The organism is Arthrobacter sp. AG367 (assembly GCF_007828995.1).
GTDB lineage: Bacteria > Actinomycetota > Actinomycetes > Actinomycetales > Micrococcaceae > Arthrobacter.
In genome coordinates, this window is the sequence record NZ_VIVE01000003.1 from 548,545 (window position 1) to 563,236 (window position 14,692).

16 protein-coding genes are annotated in these 14,692 nt (G+C 66.5%); 8 read left to right on the forward strand and 8 right to left on the reverse strand.

Annotation, left to right across the window (positions count from 1 at the left end; all coding sequences use genetic code 11):
• The first annotated feature begins 174 nt into the window (after positions 1-174).
• Together FB478_RS12225 and FB478_RS12230 are read left to right on the forward strand one after the other, a co-directional pair.
• Positions 175-591, forward strand: coding sequence for a polyketide cyclase (locus FB478_RS12225; RefSeq protein WP_144600662.1), 417 nt, complete (start codon positions 175-177; stop codon positions 589-591).
• The gene (locus tag FB478_RS12230) at positions 591-1,019 is read left to right on the forward strand and encodes a MarR family winged helix-turn-helix transcriptional regulator (protein ID WP_144600664.1); all 429 of its coding nucleotides are present in this window, start codon (positions 591-593) and stop codon (positions 1,017-1,019) included. The genes FB478_RS12225 and FB478_RS12230 overlap by 1 nt, the downstream gene beginning before the upstream one ends.
• A 54-nt stretch (positions 1,020-1,073) precedes the next feature.
• Here the strand turns inward: FB478_RS12230 and FB478_RS12235 are convergent, their stop codons facing one another.
• From FB478_RS12235 to FB478_RS12265, 7 genes are read right to left on the reverse strand one after another with little or no spacing between them, the layout of a single operon-like run.
• Positions 1,074-2,177: an NADH:flavin oxidoreductase gene (locus FB478_RS12235; RefSeq protein ID WP_144600665.1), complete on the reverse strand. Its 1,104-nt coding sequence runs from the start codon at positions 2,175-2,177 to the stop codon at positions 1,074-1,076.
• Positions 2,174-2,512 (reverse strand): hypothetical protein, encoded by a 339-nt coding sequence (locus FB478_RS12240; protein WP_144600666.1) that lies wholly within the window; start codon positions 2,510-2,512, stop codon positions 2,174-2,176. The genes FB478_RS12235 and FB478_RS12240 overlap by 4 nt, the downstream gene beginning before the upstream one ends.
• A gap of 41 nt (positions 2,513-2,553) precedes the next feature.
• Positions 2,554-3,288 carry an SDR family NAD(P)-dependent oxidoreductase gene (locus tag FB478_RS12245; RefSeq protein ID WP_018770509.1) on the reverse strand — a complete coding sequence of 245 codons (735 nt, stop codon included), beginning with the start codon at positions 3,286-3,288 and terminating at the stop codon, positions 2,554-2,556.
• 20 nt (positions 3,289-3,308) lie between these two features.
• Entirely contained in the window at positions 3,309-4,076 is a 768-nt protein-coding gene (locus FB478_RS12250) for an SDR family NAD(P)-dependent oxidoreductase (protein WP_144600667.1), read from the reverse strand.
• Positions 4,063-5,454, reverse strand: a complete 1,392-nt coding sequence (locus FB478_RS12255) for an MFS transporter (protein WP_144600668.1) — start codon at positions 5,452-5,454, stop codon at positions 4,063-4,065. Before FB478_RS12255 ends, FB478_RS12250 begins: the two co-directional genes overlap by 14 nt.
• Complete coding sequence (locus tag FB478_RS12260; protein WP_018770511.1) at positions 5,451-6,341, reverse strand: polysaccharide deacetylase; 891 nt, start codon at positions 6,339-6,341, stop codon at positions 5,451-5,453. The genes FB478_RS12255 and FB478_RS12260 overlap by 4 nt, the downstream gene beginning before the upstream one ends.
• A gap of 44 nt (positions 6,342-6,385) precedes the next feature.
• Positions 6,386-7,405 carry an asparaginase gene (locus FB478_RS12265; RefSeq protein ID WP_144600669.1) on the reverse strand — a complete coding sequence of 340 codons (1,020 nt, stop codon included), beginning with the start codon at positions 7,403-7,405 and terminating at the stop codon, positions 6,386-6,388.
• A 267-nt stretch (positions 7,406-7,672) separates the two neighbouring features.
• Between FB478_RS12265 and FB478_RS12270 the strand changes: the two genes are divergently transcribed.
• Positions 7,673-8,728 (forward strand): LacI family DNA-binding transcriptional regulator, encoded by a 1,056-nt coding sequence (locus FB478_RS12270; protein WP_144600670.1) that lies wholly within the window; start codon positions 7,673-7,675, stop codon positions 8,726-8,728.
• Here FB478_RS12270 and FB478_RS12275 read toward each other — a convergent pair.
• Entirely contained in the window at positions 8,725-10,170 is a 1,446-nt protein-coding gene (locus FB478_RS12275; RefSeq protein WP_144600671.1) for a helix-turn-helix domain-containing protein, read from the reverse strand. The two genes, FB478_RS12270 and FB478_RS12275, sit on opposite strands and share 4 nt — an antisense overlap.
• A 100-nt stretch (positions 10,171-10,270) precedes the next feature.
• On the opposite strand from FB478_RS12275, the gene pxpA reads away from it, so the two are divergent.
• The 5 genes from pxpA to FB478_RS12300 are packed head-to-tail and all read left to right on the forward strand — an operon-like array spanning position 10,271 to position 14,525.
• Positions 10,271-11,035, forward strand: a complete 765-nt coding sequence (pxpA, locus tag FB478_RS12280) for a 5-oxoprolinase subunit PxpA (protein ID WP_144600672.1) — start codon at positions 10,271-10,273, stop codon at positions 11,033-11,035.
• Between the two features lie 13 nt (positions 11,036-11,048).
• Complete coding sequence (locus FB478_RS12285) at positions 11,049-11,288, forward strand: acetyl-CoA carboxylase (RefSeq protein ID WP_018770516.1); 240 nt, start codon at positions 11,049-11,051, stop codon at positions 11,286-11,288.
• 9 nt (positions 11,289-11,297) lie between these two features.
• Positions 11,298-12,647 carry an acetyl/propionyl/methylcrotonyl-CoA carboxylase subunit alpha gene (locus tag FB478_RS12290; protein WP_144600673.1) on the forward strand — a complete coding sequence of 450 codons (1,350 nt, stop codon included), beginning with the start codon at positions 11,298-11,300 and terminating at the stop codon, positions 12,645-12,647.
• A complete protein-coding gene (locus FB478_RS12295) occupies positions 12,644-13,549 on the forward strand; it encodes an allophanate hydrolase subunit 1 (protein WP_144600674.1) in 906 nt (301 codons plus the stop codon). The genes FB478_RS12290 and FB478_RS12295 overlap by 4 nt, the downstream gene beginning before the upstream one ends.
• The gene (locus FB478_RS12300; protein WP_144600675.1) at positions 13,539-14,525 is read left to right on the forward strand and encodes a biotin-dependent carboxyltransferase family protein; all 987 of its coding nucleotides are present in this window, start codon (positions 13,539-13,541) and stop codon (positions 14,523-14,525) included. The genes FB478_RS12295 and FB478_RS12300 overlap by 11 nt, the downstream gene beginning before the upstream one ends.
• The last annotated feature ends 167 nt before the right edge of the window (positions 14,526-14,692 follow it).

The window sequence follows — 14,692 nt, forward strand, 5'->3', positions numbered from 1 at the left end:
GGCGGCGGGCCAGGATTCCAGACCGACATCCGGCAGTAAACCGGGCTTGGTCGATGGGGCGATGAAGCCCTTGAACCTACATGTCAGGATACAGGAGCGGCACGGGTTGCCTCTGGACAAAAATAGTCTGTGCATAGATAATCTTTGTATAGACCATCTGCCGAGGAGGCCACCATGTGGGAATACGAGAACAGCATCGAAACCAGTGCCACGCCTGAGTCCATCTGGCGGCTGTGGTCCGACGTCGAGAACTGGGGCGCCTGGAACGGGGAGATCGAGAAGATCGAGATCAACGGCCCGTTCGCCACGGGCTCGCAGATCCTGATGAAGGCCCCGGGCGACGATCCGATCCCCCTGGTCATCGCCGAAGCTATTGAAAACGAACGGTTCGTGGACGAGGCCCGCTTCGGCGACCTTCTCCTAAGGACCACCCACCGCATCGACACCATCGAACCCAACCGGAACCGGGTGGTGTACCGGATGAAGATCACCGGCGACGGCGCCAACGAAGCCGGCCCGCAGATTGGACCCGGCATCACCGCCGACTGGCCCGAGACCATGGCCGCCCTGGTCAGGATGGCTGGCGGCTGATGCCCCTCAACCCCGGCGAAAGTCCCGGATTCCTGCTCTGGCACACCACGCTGCGCTGGCAGCGGGACATCGCGGCAGCCTTGGCGCCGCTCGACCTCACCCACGTGCAGTTCGTGCTGCTCGCCGGCGCCTGGTGGCTCAATAACCAAGGTGAACACCCGAACCAGCTGGCCCTGGCACGGCATGCCGGCACCGACGTCAAGATGGCCTCCCAGGTCCTGCGCGCACTGGAAGCCAAGGGACTCATCGAACGGGAAGTCGATCCGGCGGACACCCGTGCCAAACGGCTGCGCGTCACCGGCGCCGGAGCCCAGCTGGCGCCGCGCGCAATCGCTGCCGTCGAACTCGCCGACGCGCAGTTCTTCCAGCCTGTGCCCGTCGACGATGCCGTGTCCCTGCTCCGGCGCCTGGCCCGGCCCGCGGGGTGAGAGCCGCGTGACGCCCAGCCGGGCGCCGGATGTCACACGGCCCATTGTTGGGACTTATGCGGGATCTTCCAGCTCCCAGTCCTTGACGTCCGCCAAAGGAGCGAACACGGCGGGGTCGAGCTCCCCGAACTCCAGGTTGTTGCGGACAAGGTGGGGCCAGTTCCGGTTGGCCAGCGCCCCCTTGCCCAGCGCCACGACATCCGCCCAGCCGTCCACCAGCATGGACACGGCGGTATCCGGATCATCAAGCTTGCCGTTGGCAATCACCGGAAGGCCCGAGTACCTCTTCGCCAGCGCAGCCAGGGTCTCCCCGGCATCCGCGAACGCGGCCTCGGTGGCGCGGTATTCGGTGGTGTGGACAAAATCAATCCCCGTCCCGCCCAAGGTGGCGAAAATGACCTCGGCTTCCTCCACTCCCCCGCTCCACTTGTGCTCGGTGTCGCTGACCTTGGACTGGGAAATGCGGATACCAACGGTCATGTCCGGGCCAACAGCCTCGCGGACGTCCCGGCAGATTTCAGCGGCGAATCGCACCCTGTTTTCGGCTGAACCACCGTAGTGGTCGTCGCGCTGGTTCAGGTAGTCCGTGAGGAACTGATCCAGCAGGTACCCGTTGGCACCATGGATCTCCACGCCGTCGAACCCCGCCTGCTGCGCATGCAGCGCGGCCGTGACGAACCCGTCCCGGACTTCCTTCATCTGGGACAGGGTAATCGCGGAAGGAACCGGGTACGGACCTTCGCCGCGGTAGAACCCCAGCTGCTCCCCCTTGGGCGCCACCGCCGATGGCCCCACAGAGGAGGCCACAAACCTGTTACCCTGGCTCTGCGCCCCCGCATGCATCAGCTGGGCGAAGATCTTGGCACCCTCCGCATGGACGCCGTCGACCACCGTGGCCCAGGACCGGGCCTGCTCCTCCGTCGCAATGCCGGGCTGGTGATGGTAGCCCTGGCTGTGGGCGGTGTCCGGGTAGATGCCTTCCGTGATCAGCAGACCGAAGCCTCCACGTGCAAAGGTCCGGTAGTAGGACGCCATTCTGTCTGTGGCATGCCCATCCTCGGTGGCGCTGATCCGCGTCATGGGTGCCAGGGCCACCCGGTTGTCTAACTCGGTGGCACCGATCCGGATGGGTGACCAGAGCGGGGAGTAATCAGTCATGCAAAATCTCCTTGATAGTATTCGGGGTCCGGCAGAAGACCGGCTGCCCGCGCAGGCAGGCCCGCATTGGCCGGATCAGCCGCGTATGCCTGCCGGCGGCCGTTCAGCTGGTCCAACACGGATGCATCCTTGAAGCACCCGAGCACCGCGGACCACAGTTCGTTGAGCGTCTGGCACTGCGCGGAGGCTCCGGCGGCCCCGGTCATCAGCCACCCGTCTTTGAGGGCGGTCACCTTCGGAACACCGGGGAGGCCGGCGCAGACGGCATTGACCGTCGCTGCCACGATCAGGTGTTGCCGCATGGTCCGTGCCGGGCCCAGGGCGGGGTCCGCCACGGTGGTCCTTCCGCAGGCACCGCACATGTCGCTCCCTTTCCTTAAGGCATCACATCGCCGGAGTTGGGTCCCAGCGTCTGTCCCACAAACAGGTTTCCACCCGGATCGCTGGCCAGCAGGAGAGCCGCGGGAGCCACTTCCGCGGGCGTCCCGAAGCGCCCCAACGGCAGCTCGGCGCGCTTCGCGGCCTTCCAGCTTTCCGAAATGCCTTCCACCAGCGGCGTCTCGATCGGCCCCGGGGCGATGCAGTTGACCAGCACATTGTCCGCCGCCGTTTCCAGGGCAAGCGCCTTGGAAAGGCCGACGACGCCGGCCTTGGCGGCACTGTAATGCGTCAGCCCCACACCGCCTTTGATGGCCAGCTGGGAGGCGATGTTGATGATGCGGCCCCACTTGCGTTGCCGCATCTCCCGCACCACCTCCCGGCAGCACAGGAACACACCGGTCAGGTCCACAGTGAGGGTCTCATTCCACATGTCCAGGGACATGTCCTCCAGCGGAGACTCCGTCAGCAGGCCCGCGCTGTTGACCAGGACGTCGATGCCGCCCAGCGCCTCCCGGGCCTCGGCGAAGGCCGCGCGCACGCTGGCTTCATCGGCCACGTCCACGCGGATGGCGCCGTCCTCTCCGGCCCGGTCCAGCACGGCAACACGGTCGCCGTTGGCCAGGAAGGCCTCGGCGATGGCTTTGCCGATTCCGCTGGAACCGCCGGTGACCACCACACGGCGGCCGTTCGAGGCTTGGGCGTTTCCGAAAGCATGAGTCGATGTGTTCATGGTGTCCTTTCTTTGGGCTGTCAGGCGCGCATCTTCACAGTGAGGCCGCCGTCAACCACCAGCGCCTGCCCCGTGACGTAGCGGGAATCGTCGGAGGTGAGGAAGCCGATGACGCTGGCCACTTCCTCCGGTTTGCCCACCCGGCCCCAGGGGATGTCGTTCCCGGCACGCTTCAGGCCCTCCGGTCCCAGCGAGTTCACCGGGTCGAGGGACTGCGGGGTCTCGATGAGGCCGGGGATGACGGCGTTGGCGCGGATCTGCCGCGGGCCGAGCTCTACGGCCACGCTGCGGACCAGGCCCAGCACGCCTGCCTTGGCGGCGGCATAGTGGGCGTGTTCCTCCCAGCCGTAAACCCCGCCGGCGATGGACGAGACCGCAACCAGTGCTCCGCCGTCGGTCATTCTCTCCGCCCCGGCACGCAGCGTGCGCAGCACGCCGGTGAGGTCAACGTTGAGCATGTCATGCCAGCGCTCGTCCGTCATCTCCCCCAGCGGGGAGTTGCGCAGGATTCCGGCGTTGGCGATGGCGTAGTCCAGCCGGCCGTACTCGTCCACGGCCCGCTGGGCCAGGGCGTCCACGGACGCGGTGGTGCGTACGTCCACTTCGTGGATCACCGCTTCCCCGTTGGCCTCTTTGACCAGGCGGAGGGTTTCCTCTGGGTCGTGGGGGTCGCCGGGGAAGGTGCCGATGATGGACACCACCCCCTTGCGGGCGTAGTGGACGGCGAGGGCGCGGCCGATGCCGCTGGCGGCACCGGTGATGATGGCGGCTTTGTTAGGCGACGTCATGGGGGTGGTCCTCCAGGAGGGCTTCGGCGGGGGGCTTGGCGGCGATCATCAGCAGTCCGGAGAACAGGGTTCCCACGGCTCCGACCCACAGAGCGGCGGGCCCAGTTCCGGCGCCGGCTGCGGCAGCGGTGAACAGGGCGCCGCCGAGGATCACGCCGGGCTGGCTCATGGCGCCGATGAACGAGGTTCCGGTGGCCCGGCAGCTGACCGGGTAGCACTCGGCCATGAAGTACTGGATGGCCGCATACGGGCCCACCAGGAAGAACAGGCCGGCGCCGTAGGTCAGGATGATCATGAACGGGCTGGTGGCGATGGGGCTGAGCATGATGGTGAAGGAGATGCCGGAGAGGATCCAGCCGCCGATGATGGTCCGTTTGCGGCCGATCTTGTCGCCCAGCCAGCCGTGGAAGACGTAGCCGAAGTAGGCCAGCATGTTGATGACGATCAGCATCCAGAAGGCGTCCGAGAGTTCAACGCCCTTGGCGTTCTTCAGGACGGAGGAGCCGAGGATGCTGAAGATCATGATGCCGAAGAAGTTGAAGATCCAGGCCAGCGAGAAGACGATGGTGTTCCGGCGCAGGTGCGGCTCCCAGATGCGCTTGAGCGGGGCTGCCGAGGAGTGCTCGACGCCGTAAGCGTGGGCCAGGGAGTGGGCCTCCTCCGTCTTTCCGTGCTTTTCGAGCTCGGTCAGTTTGTGGTGCAGTTCGAACTGGGGAGTTTCCTTGAGCTTCTTGGCGATCACCCAGACGATCACTGCAGCGGGAATCGTGGCCATGAGGTACAGGGCGCGCCAGCCCAGGGAGGGCAGGAAAGCCAGGGCGAGTGCGCTGGCCAGCAGGAACCCCAGCGGCCATCCGCCCTGGATGAAGGAGTAGTGGAAACCGGGGCGCTTGCGCTTATCGGCCACCTCTGTGACCTGGTACACCTCGTTCATGTAGGTGGCGTTCACGGCCTGCTCGGAGAATCCGAGTCCACCGAACGAACGAATCACTACCAGCATGGCGTTGCTGAAGAAAGGCACGCCCGTAGGGATCAGTGCCGTCAGGCCGGAGACGACGGCGGTCCCACCAATGGTGGTCATCATGCCTTTGCGGCGGCCGAGCCTGTCGATGACGGGACCGATGCCGAAGCAGACGACAGCGGTGCCGACCGCGATCCACGTGTTGATGGCGTACGCCTCCGTGGCGGACCAGCCGAATTCCTGCTGCATGGCCGGCAGCAGGGTACCGAACAAGCCGTAGTCAAAGACGGCAACGGTCCACGCCAGCAAGGCAAGGACGGTTGCGGTCGTTGTGTGGCGCTTGGTAAAGACCGGGAAGCGGCGCTTCTCGTCCGGGCGGGGCTGTGACAGGTCGACAGCCGGTTCTTGGATGGTCATGACTTGTTCTCCTTACGGGGGCTGCGGGAAAGGAAGGAGTCGGCGATCTGGTCGAAGGTCAGCCAGCTGACGCCCTCATGGGAGTTGATGTGTTCGATGAGCCGCTCGAGCATGAGGAGCACCTGGGGGCGGCCGGAGACGTCCGGGTGAATGGTCATGGTGAAGACGGCCTGGTCCATTTCGCGGTAGACCCAGTCGAACTGGTCCCGCCACATTTCTTCGATGTCGCGGGGGTTGACGAACCCGTGCGAGTTCGGGGATGCCTTGATGAACATCATGGGAGGCAGGTCATCTAGGTACCAGTTGGCCGGGATTTCCACCAGGTCCGTTTCCTGCCCGCGCACCAGGGGCTCCATCCATGTCTGGGCGTCCTTGGTGTAGTCGATCTTCTTCCACGAGTCCCCGACCCGGACGTAGTACGGCTCGAAGTCCCGGTGCATCAGGGAGTGGTCGTACTTGATGCCGCGCTCCAGGAGGATCTCGTTGGTGACAGGCGAGAACTCCCACCACGGTGCAACGTAGCCGGTGGGCCGGCGGCCGGATACCTTTTCGATCAGTTCAATCGCGCGGTCCAGGATGGCGGTCTCCTGCTCCCGGGTCATGGCGATGGGGTTCTCGTGCGAATACCCATGCACCCCGATCTCGTGCCCGGCATCCACGATCATCTGCGTCAGTTCGGGGAAGGTTTCGATTGAGTGGCCCGGCACGAACCAGGTGGCCGGGAGGTTGTATTTCTGGAACAAACGGATCAGCCGGGGTCCGCCGACTTCACCGCTGAACAGGCCGCGGCTGATGTCGCACGGGGAGTCCTCTCCTCCGTAGGAGCCGAGCATGCCTGCCACTGCGTCTACGTCCACGCCGAAGGCGACTTGGATGTCCTTAGCCATGAGATTTTCCTTTCAATTCGTTCAAAACCGGGGTGTTCTGGGTGTCAGGCGGAAGGTTCAGGGGGCCTCCCTCGTTGGGCAAAAATTTCGGTGATCCGGTCCCGGTCAGGATTGATCCTGAGCAGGAGGCTGAGCAGGATCAGCGACTGTGACGGCCGGAGGTGGCCGGAGCTGATGGCACCGGCAACGCGCAGGTCCTCGCCACCGCCGCCGGCCCCGTAGATGGGCACCACCGGTCCCGCATCCACGCGGGTGCTGGTGACCACCACGGCGCCGGACGCGACGGCGGCGGCCACCTCTGCGCAGAGGCTGGCGTTTGCATTGCCGCTTCCGGTTCCTTGCAGGACGATGCCTTCCGCTCCTGCTTCAAGGGCGGCGTGCATCAGGGTGGAATCGGCGCCGGGATAGGCGGCCACCAGGTCCACCCGCGGGGAGCCGCCGCCCGGCTGGGGCAGGGGCAGGGCCTCGAGCCTGCCGCCGCTGCCGTCCATGGCAACTTCTCCCTGGGCTGATACCTGGCCAAGTACCCCAAAATCGGGGTTCGCAAAGGCATCCAGCCGAAGAGTTTGGCTTTTCCGCACGCCGGCGGCCGGGAAGATGGTGCCCGCAAAGTGGACCATGACGCCCTTTCCCCGCCCGTCCTTCGAACCCGCGACGGCGATGGCCCGGGCCAGGTTGTCCGGCCCGTCGGGAGCGTCGGAGTCGGCGGCCCGCTGCGAGCCGGTGAACACCACCGGCCGCTCGTCCGTGTGCGTCAGGTCCGCGAGGTAGGCGGTCTCCTCCATCGTGTCGGTGCCGTGGGTGACCACCACGCCCAGGACGCTGGGGTCCTTGAGGACGTCCTGGATGGTGGCGCAGATCCTCAGCATGTCGTCGAACGTCAGGAGGTAGGACCCCTTCTGGAACACGTCCAGCACCCGGACGGGGTGGGACACCCGCGAGCCGAGGGCTTTGAACACCTGCTCGCCGGTATCGGAGGCGACCGCGCCGCCGGCCTGGGAAGAACGCGACGAGATGGTGCCTCCAGTAGCCAGCAGCACGACGTGGGAGTCGGTAACAGTCATTTCAGCTCCGGATGTTTGCTGCGCGGTACGCAACCCAATCGATTGGGTGACCTTCCACGAAAATGGGGAGATGCCTGGAAACGGGGGGCGGCGCCTGGGGGTGGGGGCACCGGAGGATTTTTTTGGGGTGGTCTACCCAAACGTTTGGGTAGCGCTGATGAACGACTATAGGATGTGAAGCGGGTCACGTCAAGGGTTGCCTTGGCGCCCTTCCGGGCAGCCCGGGCAGACCTGGGCTACAGTGGCCCCGGTGGGCAGGAGAGGGACATGAAAGAAAAGGCCGACGGCGGCCGGACGGTCACGCTGAAGGATTTGGCTCGGGAGCTGGGCGTCCATCCGTCCACCGTCTCCAGGGTCCTGCATTCCGGTTCCGACGTGGCCAAGGGAGCGGCCTCGGCCGCCACCGCCGAGCGCGTCCGTGAACTGGCCCGCAAGCTGGGCTACTCCCCCGACCCGCAGGCCGCCAGCCTCCGCACCCGGCGGACCAAGCTGCTGGGGGTCATCGTCCCCCGGCTTTCGGACCTGGTCCTGGCCATCATGTACGAGGGCATCGACGAGGCGTCGGCCGAGGTGGGCTACTCCGCGTTCGTGATGAACTCCCGCGATGACCCGGACGAACAACGGCGGAAGATCGACCTCATGCTGGCGCGCCGCGTGGACGGCCTGATCATTGGCGACGCCCATCTTGACGGCGGCCTCCTGCAGGAGCTGACGGACCGGAAGGTCCCGTTCGTGCTGATGAACCGCCGGGTGCCGGGCTACCCGTCCGCCACCTGCGACGACGTCGTGGGCGGCGAACTCGTGGCCAGCCACCTCTGGGAAATGGGCCACCGGCAGGTGGCGGTCATCGCCGGCGAGCCCTACGCAAGCACCGCCGTCGACCGCACCGCGGGCTTCCTGGACCGCTGGCGGTCACTGGGCGGCACCATCTCCGACGACGACGTGGTGTGGTCCAGGTTCGATACCGCCGGCGGCCGGGAGGCCGGGGACAAGATCCTCGCCAGCGGCAGGCCGCGCCCCACGGCAATCTTCGCGGTCAACGATTTCGCCGCCATCGGCGCGATGGGAGCCCTGCGCTCCCACGGCCTCACCGTAGGACAGGACGTGGCGGTGGTGGGCTACAACGACACCTCCCTGGCCGCCGAACTTCCCATTCCGCTGACCTCGGTCCACTCCCCCATGGCGGACATTGGACGGACGGCGGTGCAGCTCATCCAGTCCGTGCTCAGGGGCGAAAAACCCGAACCCGTACAGCTGGAGCCCACCTTGTTCGTCCGCGAAAGCAGCGCCGCCAGGGCGCCCGCCGAGATGGCGGCCAACTAGGTTCCGGCGGCGACGATCCGCAGTGCCAGCAGGCAGGTGGCCCGCACCTCGCCGTCATCCAGGTCCACCCGGAGAAGCTCCTCGATCTTGCGCAACCTGTACGTCAGGGTGTTGCGGTGGATGAAGAGCTCCCTGCAGGTTTCGCGGGTATTCCCGCTGTACCGCAGGTATGCCTCAAGCGTTTCGCGCAAGGCCGTGCCGCCGTCGGACATCAACGGGGCCAGGAGGCGCCGGGACATGGCCACCAGCCCGGCGCCGGGCAGGCCTTCCACCACGCCGGCAAGGTCAGCCACCGGCGCCCGATGGAGCCCCGGCTCACCCACCCGGCGGCGGGCCAGCTGCAGCACCAGCGGCAGTTCGTCCAGGTTCCCGCACCCGGAGACGACGGCGGACAGTTCCGGCGCGTCCTGGAAGGACTTTTGGACGGCTTCCATGAGCTCCATCCCGGCTTCCCCGCGCTGCACCAGCACCGTGGTGAGGCCGGCTTCCTCCATGAACCGCACGGTCCCGAATTCAGCCTGCAGTCCCACCCGGACCCGCCAGGCGATGGTCCGCAGCTTGGCCGGTGCAACCTCGCCCGCGCCGCCGATGAGCACGGAGCCCCACTCCCTGTCCGGCTCGAACCCGGCCTCCGCGGCATAGCGCCGCAGGGCGGGCGCCGGAGTCCCCCTGGCCTCGTAGAGTGCCTCGATGAACCGGGCGGCTTCGCGGGAATGCAAAGGCGACCGGGACCCGAGGGTGTAGCTCAGCTGCATGGCGATCACCGCAGCCACCGGACCCAGCAGCGGCTGCAGCACCAGGCTGCTCTTGATTCCCTCGATCGCCAGCCTGAACCGGAGGATCCCGCCGCTGGGCAGGCTCAGGGTGGTCCGGGCCGTGCCCCCCGCAGCCGTCCCCGCGGACATCAGTTCAAAACCGTTGTGGTCAAGGACCGCCACCCGCGCCCGGATGGTCGTGGCCACCCGTTCCAGGACCTGCGCCAGCGAATGGCCGCCCGCGGCCAGCCTGGTGCACTCATCCGCCAGGTCCCACCCGGCGCGCAGTTCGGCATAGCGCTCGGCGGCAATGAGCTGGTCAACGTGCCGCATCACCTGGACGAACGGCACTTCCGGAGGCAGTTCAAGCAGGGGAAGGCCGTGGGCTTCGCAGGCTTTCACCAGTCCCGGCGGCAGTTCGCGGTGCGCGGCGCCCAGGCCGAAAACCAGGCCTGACACGGGCACGGACATCAGCCGCTCCACGTAGGCATCCCAGATGCGGTAGTCCCTGACGTTCAGGCCCATCCCGTTGGTGAGCAGCAGCGCGTTGACGCTGAGGAACGGCGTGGGGTCCATGTGCTCCGTGGGGGCACACCAGGCAATGGGCCGGGCCAGGCGTCCGGGGCTGCCCGGGACGGCAAGGCGGATGTTCAGCGCAGTATCCGCGACGAGATCGGCAACACGCATGGCAAGCCCTCCTGGTTAGTGCAAAAAGCATAATCCGCATGGGCACATTCGGCGATCCGCCCAATTCCGGCCGGCTCGCCGCCTCTGTACCGTTGCCTGCATGCAAAAAAACGTGACGGAAACCACGCCTGCCCAGGTGCTCCTGAATTCGGACATGGGTGAAGGCTTCGGCCTGCACGAGTTCGGCAACGACGCCGCGCTCATGGAAATCATCGACGTCGCCAACGTCGCCTGCGGCTACCACGCCGGGGACCCGGACGTCATGAACCGGACGGTGGCCCTTGCCGCCGAACACGGCGTGGCCGTGGGCGCCCATCCCGGGCTCCCCGATCCCATGGGTTTCGGCCGCCGCCGCATGGTGCTCACACCGGAGGAGGTCGAATCGATCATCCTGTACCAGACCGGGGCGCTGACCGCCTTCCTGGCCAAGAACGGCCTGTCCCTGAACCACATCAAACCCCACGGCGCGCTCTACGGCATGCTCGCCGGAGACGAAGAGCTCATGCAGGCGGCGGCCGGAACAGCCAAACAGTTCGGGGTTCCCTTCTACGGCCTGGCCGGCACCGCCCATGAATCCGTCTGCCGCGCCATGGGCGTGGACTTCGTCGCGGAGCTCTACGTGGACCTCAACTACGGCCCCGGCGGCGAGCTCCTCATCCAGCGACGCCCCGCACCCACCGACCCGGACGCCGCCGCGGAACGCGTCATCCGGGCGGTTGCAGGCGGGCCCGTGCCCGCCGTCGACGGCACTCCCCTGAACATCGCCTTCCAGAGCATCTGCGTCCACTCGGATGCACCCAACGCCGTCGCCGTGGCCTCCGCCGTGCGCAAGGCACTCGACTCATCCCGATCCGCCCACCCCTGAAAGCGAGCAGCACATGGCCACCATCGTTTCACCCCTTCCCGGAGTCTTCTACCGCAAGCCCGGGCCGGGCAAACCCCCCTTTGCCAACGAAGGCGACACCATCGAAGTCGGCCAGACCATCGGCATCGTGGAAATCATGAAGCAGTTCACCGAGATCCAGTCCGACGTCGCCGGGACCCTGGAATCCTTTGAAGTCAACGAAGGCGACATGGTCAACCCGGGCGACTCGATCGTCGTCATCCGGGAAGGATAAAGGCAGCCCATGAAACTGTTTATCGCAAACCGCGGCGAGATCGCCGTGCGGATCGCCAGGACTGCCCGCGACATGGGCATCGAAACCGTCCTGGGGGTCAGCGAGCCCGACGCGGAATCACTGGCAGCCCGGACAGCCGACCACTACGTGGTGGTGGGCCCGGCCCAGGCAACCGCCAGCTACCTGAACCAGGACGCCCTGGTCGCTGCGGCCCTCGAGCAGGGGTGCGACGCCGTCCACCCGGGCTACGGTTTCCTGTCGGAGAACGCCGACTTCGCCAGGAGGGTGGCAGAGGCCGGCCTCACCTGGGTGGGCCCCACCGCGGACACCATCTCCATGATGGGCAACAAATCCCTGGCCCGGGAAGCGGCAGCCAACGCCGGCGTCCCCGTGCTCAAGGGGTCTGACGGCCCCTTGGATCCGGAGGCGGACGCCGTCGACATTGCGCGTTCGATTGGGTACCCGCTGGTGGTGAAGGCCTCCGCCGGCGGTGGCGGCCGGGGCATCCGGTTCGTGCATGACGAAAGCGATCTGCTGGAAACCATCGAGATGGCCAGGGGCGAGGCCGCCGCCATCTTCGGCGACCCCACCGTCTACCTGGAACGGTTCGTGGAGCATGCCCGCCATGTGGAGGTGCAGGTCCTGGGCGACGGGACCAACTTCATCCACCTCGGCGACCGCGACTGTTCCATGCAGCGCCGTTCGCAGAAGGTACTGGAGGAAGCCCCTGCACCCAACCTCCCGGACGCCGTCCGGGCCACCATCCGGGAGTCCTCCGTGGCCCTTGCCCGCCAGTGCGGGTACCACGGGGCGGGGACGGTGGAGTTCCTGTACGACCCCGGGAACCATGAGGCCGCATTCATTGAGATGAACACCCGCATCCAGGTGGAGCACCCCATCACCGAGCAAATCACCGGCGTGGACCTGGTCCGCGAGCAGCTCCTGATTGCCTCCACCGGATCCATGTCCATCTCCCAGGACGACGTGCACTTCAGCGGCCACGCCATCGAATGCCGCATCAACGCGGAAGACCCCAGCCACCACTTCTTCCCCAGCCCGGGAACCATCCGGTCCCTGGACTGGCCATCGGGTGATGGCATCCGCGTGGACACCGGGGTGGAAGCAGGTTCGGTGGTGAGCCCTTACTACGACTCCCTCCTGGCCAAGCTGGCCGTCCACGCCGCGGACCGGGACGCCGCCATCGCGGCCACCTTGGCGGCGCTGGAGGCAACACACATTGAAGGGGTCAAGACCACCGTCCCCGTCCACCTGGCGCTGCTGGCGCGGCCTGAATTCGCCGAAGTCAGCCACCACTCCAAGTTCATTGAAACCGCAGCCGACCTCATGGGGGCAAAATGACCACCGAAGCCGCCATCCTCCCGGGTGCGCGCTACACCTGGGGCGGGGACGAATTCCTGTTCGTGGAAGTCTCCGAAGCGATGAGCCTGCCCGCGAACTTCAAGGTGATGTCCATCGCCGGCAGGTTATCCGACGCCGCGCTTCCGGGAATCGTTGACATCTGCCCGGCCAACGCATCCCTGCTAGTGCGGTTCGACCCCGACGTCCTACCTCCGGAACAGCTGGAAACTGCTGTGCGCGACATCGAGCGGGACCTGACGTCCCACCAGGAACGGGCACTGGAGACCCGGATCGTCGAGGTTCCGGTCTGGTACGAGGACCCCTTCACCGCGGAAGTGGCCCAGCGGTTCCGTGAAGGGTTCCACCAGGAGCCTGCAGGCAGCGACATCGATTACGCGGCTAAGGTCAACCACCTCAAGGATGCTACGGAGTTCATCCAGCGGCACCACGAACAGCCGTGGCTGGTGTCCATGGTGGGCTTCGTGGCCGGACTGCCGTTCCTGTTCCAGCTGGTGGACCGCGAGAAGCAGCTGGAGGTGCCCAAGTACCTGAGCCCGCGGACCGACACCCCCAAGCTGACCGTGGGGCACGGCGGATGCTTCGGCTGCATCTATTCGGTCCGGGGCGCCGGCGGGTACCAGATGTTCGGAGTGGCCGCCGCCCCCATCTTCGACCCCGGCCAGGCCTTGGCGGACTTCAAGGACTTCATGGTGTTCTTCCGCCCCGGGGACATCGTAAAGTTCAAACCGGTCACGGAGGCGGAATACAACACCATCCAGGCGGAGATCTCCGCTGGCACCTTCCGCTACCGCCAGGCACCGGTGACGTTCGACCTGTCCAGGGCGCTGGCCGACCCGGAAGGCTACAACCGTGAACTCATGGAGGCCCTCAATGGCATTTGAAATCGGAAACCCGGGCCTGGCCACCACGGTCCAGGACCAGGGGCGAACGGGCCACTACAACGTGGGCATACCGCAAAGCGGTTCCATGGACCAGTACTCCACCGAACTGGGAAACGCCCTGGTGGGAAACACGGCACGGGAAGCGGTCCTTGAGTGCACCTACCTGGGCCCGGTGCTGACCACCGACAGCGACGCCGTCATCGCCGTCACCGGCGCTCCTGTGGAGGTGAAGGTCAACGGGGAGCCGCGGCCGCAGTGGAGCCGCCTGCTGCTGAAGGCCGGGGACCAGCTTTCCTTCGGCGTGATCCAGGGCGGCACCCGCTACTACATCGCCGTCCAGGGCGGCATCGACGTCCCGGAGGTGTTGGGCAGCCGGTCCACGTACAGCCTGGGCGGGATCGGCGGGTTCAAGGGCCGCAAGCTCGAGGCGGGCGACGTTGTCCCCGTGGGCGCTCCCCTCAACGGCGGAAGCCTCCCCCAGGCCGAAAGCGTCCCGGATGAATACCGGCCCGTTTTCGCCAAGGAGCAGGAAGTCCGGATCGTGCTGGGGTTGTACGACCACCGCCTGACCGACGAAGGCCTGGGCAATCTCCTCCACGAGGAGTGGAAAGTGACTCCCGTGGCCGACCGGATGGGTCTTCGCTACTCCGGACCTGGGGTGAAATGGAAAGAGCGCGAACAGCCGTTCGGCGCCGGCTCGGACCCTTCCAACATCGTGGACGCGGGGTATGCCGTGGGATCCATCCAGATTCCCGGCGGCACCCAGCCGATCATCCTGCACCGCGATGCCGTCTCCGGCGGCGGCTACGCGATGGTGGGCACCGTGATCAGCGCCGACATGGATCTGGTTGCCAGGGCGGCTCCCGGAACGGCGACCCGTTTTGTGCCCGTCAGCCTTGCGGATGCTTTGGAGGCGCGCCGCGATCTTGCTGAACGCCGCAATAAGGCGTGGGCGGCGCTGGGCGCCAGCCGCTGACATGTGGAGGCGGGCCCCAACAATATGGGACCCGCCTCTGCCCGGCGCATCAGCCGAAGCGCTTGGGCTAGTTGTACTGCCCAGGCAGGTTGGTTAAGCGGCTGATGGGCGGGTGGCCTCCGATTGCGGTGTGGGGCCTGTGGTGATTGTAGTGGTGCAGCCATGCC

What these genes read in the sequence shown, in the direction of transcription:
- pxpA (WP_144600672.1), top strand. Translation starts at nt 10,271, where the DNA reads ATGCAAAAAAACGTGACGGAAACCACGCCTGCCCAGGTGCTCCTGAAT.
- FB478_RS12270 (WP_144600670.1), top strand. Translation starts at nt 7,673, where the DNA reads ATGAAAGAAAAGGCCGACGGCGGCCGGACGGTCACGCTGAAGGATTTG.
- FB478_RS12235 (WP_144600665.1), bottom strand. Translation starts at nt 2,177, where the DNA reads ATGACTGATTACTCCCCGCTCTGGTCACCCATCCGGATCGGTGCCACC.
- FB478_RS12290 (WP_144600673.1), top strand. Translation starts at nt 11,298, where the DNA reads ATGAAACTGTTTATCGCAAACCGCGGCGAGATCGCCGTGCGGATCGCC.
- FB478_RS12225 (WP_144600662.1), top strand. Translation starts at nt 175, where the DNA reads ATGTGGGAATACGAGAACAGCATCGAAACCAGTGCCACGCCTGAGTCC.
- FB478_RS12295 (WP_144600674.1), top strand. Translation starts at nt 12,644, where the DNA reads ATGACCACCGAAGCCGCCATCCTCCCGGGTGCGCGCTACACCTGGGGC.
- FB478_RS12230 (WP_144600664.1), top strand. Translation starts at nt 591, where the DNA reads ATGCCCCTCAACCCCGGCGAAAGTCCCGGATTCCTGCTCTGGCACACC.
- FB478_RS12300 (WP_144600675.1), top strand. Translation starts at nt 13,539, where the DNA reads ATGGCATTTGAAATCGGAAACCCGGGCCTGGCCACCACGGTCCAGGAC.
- FB478_RS12250 (WP_144600667.1), bottom strand. Translation starts at nt 4,076, where the DNA reads ATGACGTCGCCTAACAAAGCCGCCATCATCACCGGTGCCGCCAGCGGC.
- FB478_RS12245 (WP_018770509.1), bottom strand. Translation starts at nt 3,288, where the DNA reads ATGAACACATCGACTCATGCTTTCGGAAACGCCCAAGCCTCGAACGGC.
- FB478_RS12285 (WP_018770516.1), top strand. Translation starts at nt 11,049, where the DNA reads ATGGCCACCATCGTTTCACCCCTTCCCGGAGTCTTCTACCGCAAGCCC.
- FB478_RS12255 (WP_144600668.1), bottom strand. Translation starts at nt 5,454, where the DNA reads ATGACCATCCAAGAACCGGCTGTCGACCTGTCACAGCCCCGCCCGGAC.
- FB478_RS12265 (WP_144600669.1), bottom strand. Translation starts at nt 7,405, where the DNA reads ATGACTGTTACCGACTCCCACGTCGTGCTGCTGGCTACTGGAGGCACC.
- FB478_RS12260 (WP_018770511.1), bottom strand. Translation starts at nt 6,341, where the DNA reads ATGGCTAAGGACATCCAAGTCGCCTTCGGCGTGGACGTAGACGCAGTG.
- FB478_RS12275 (WP_144600671.1), bottom strand. Translation starts at nt 10,170, where the DNA reads ATGCGTGTTGCCGATCTCGTCGCGGATACTGCGCTGAACATCCGCCTT.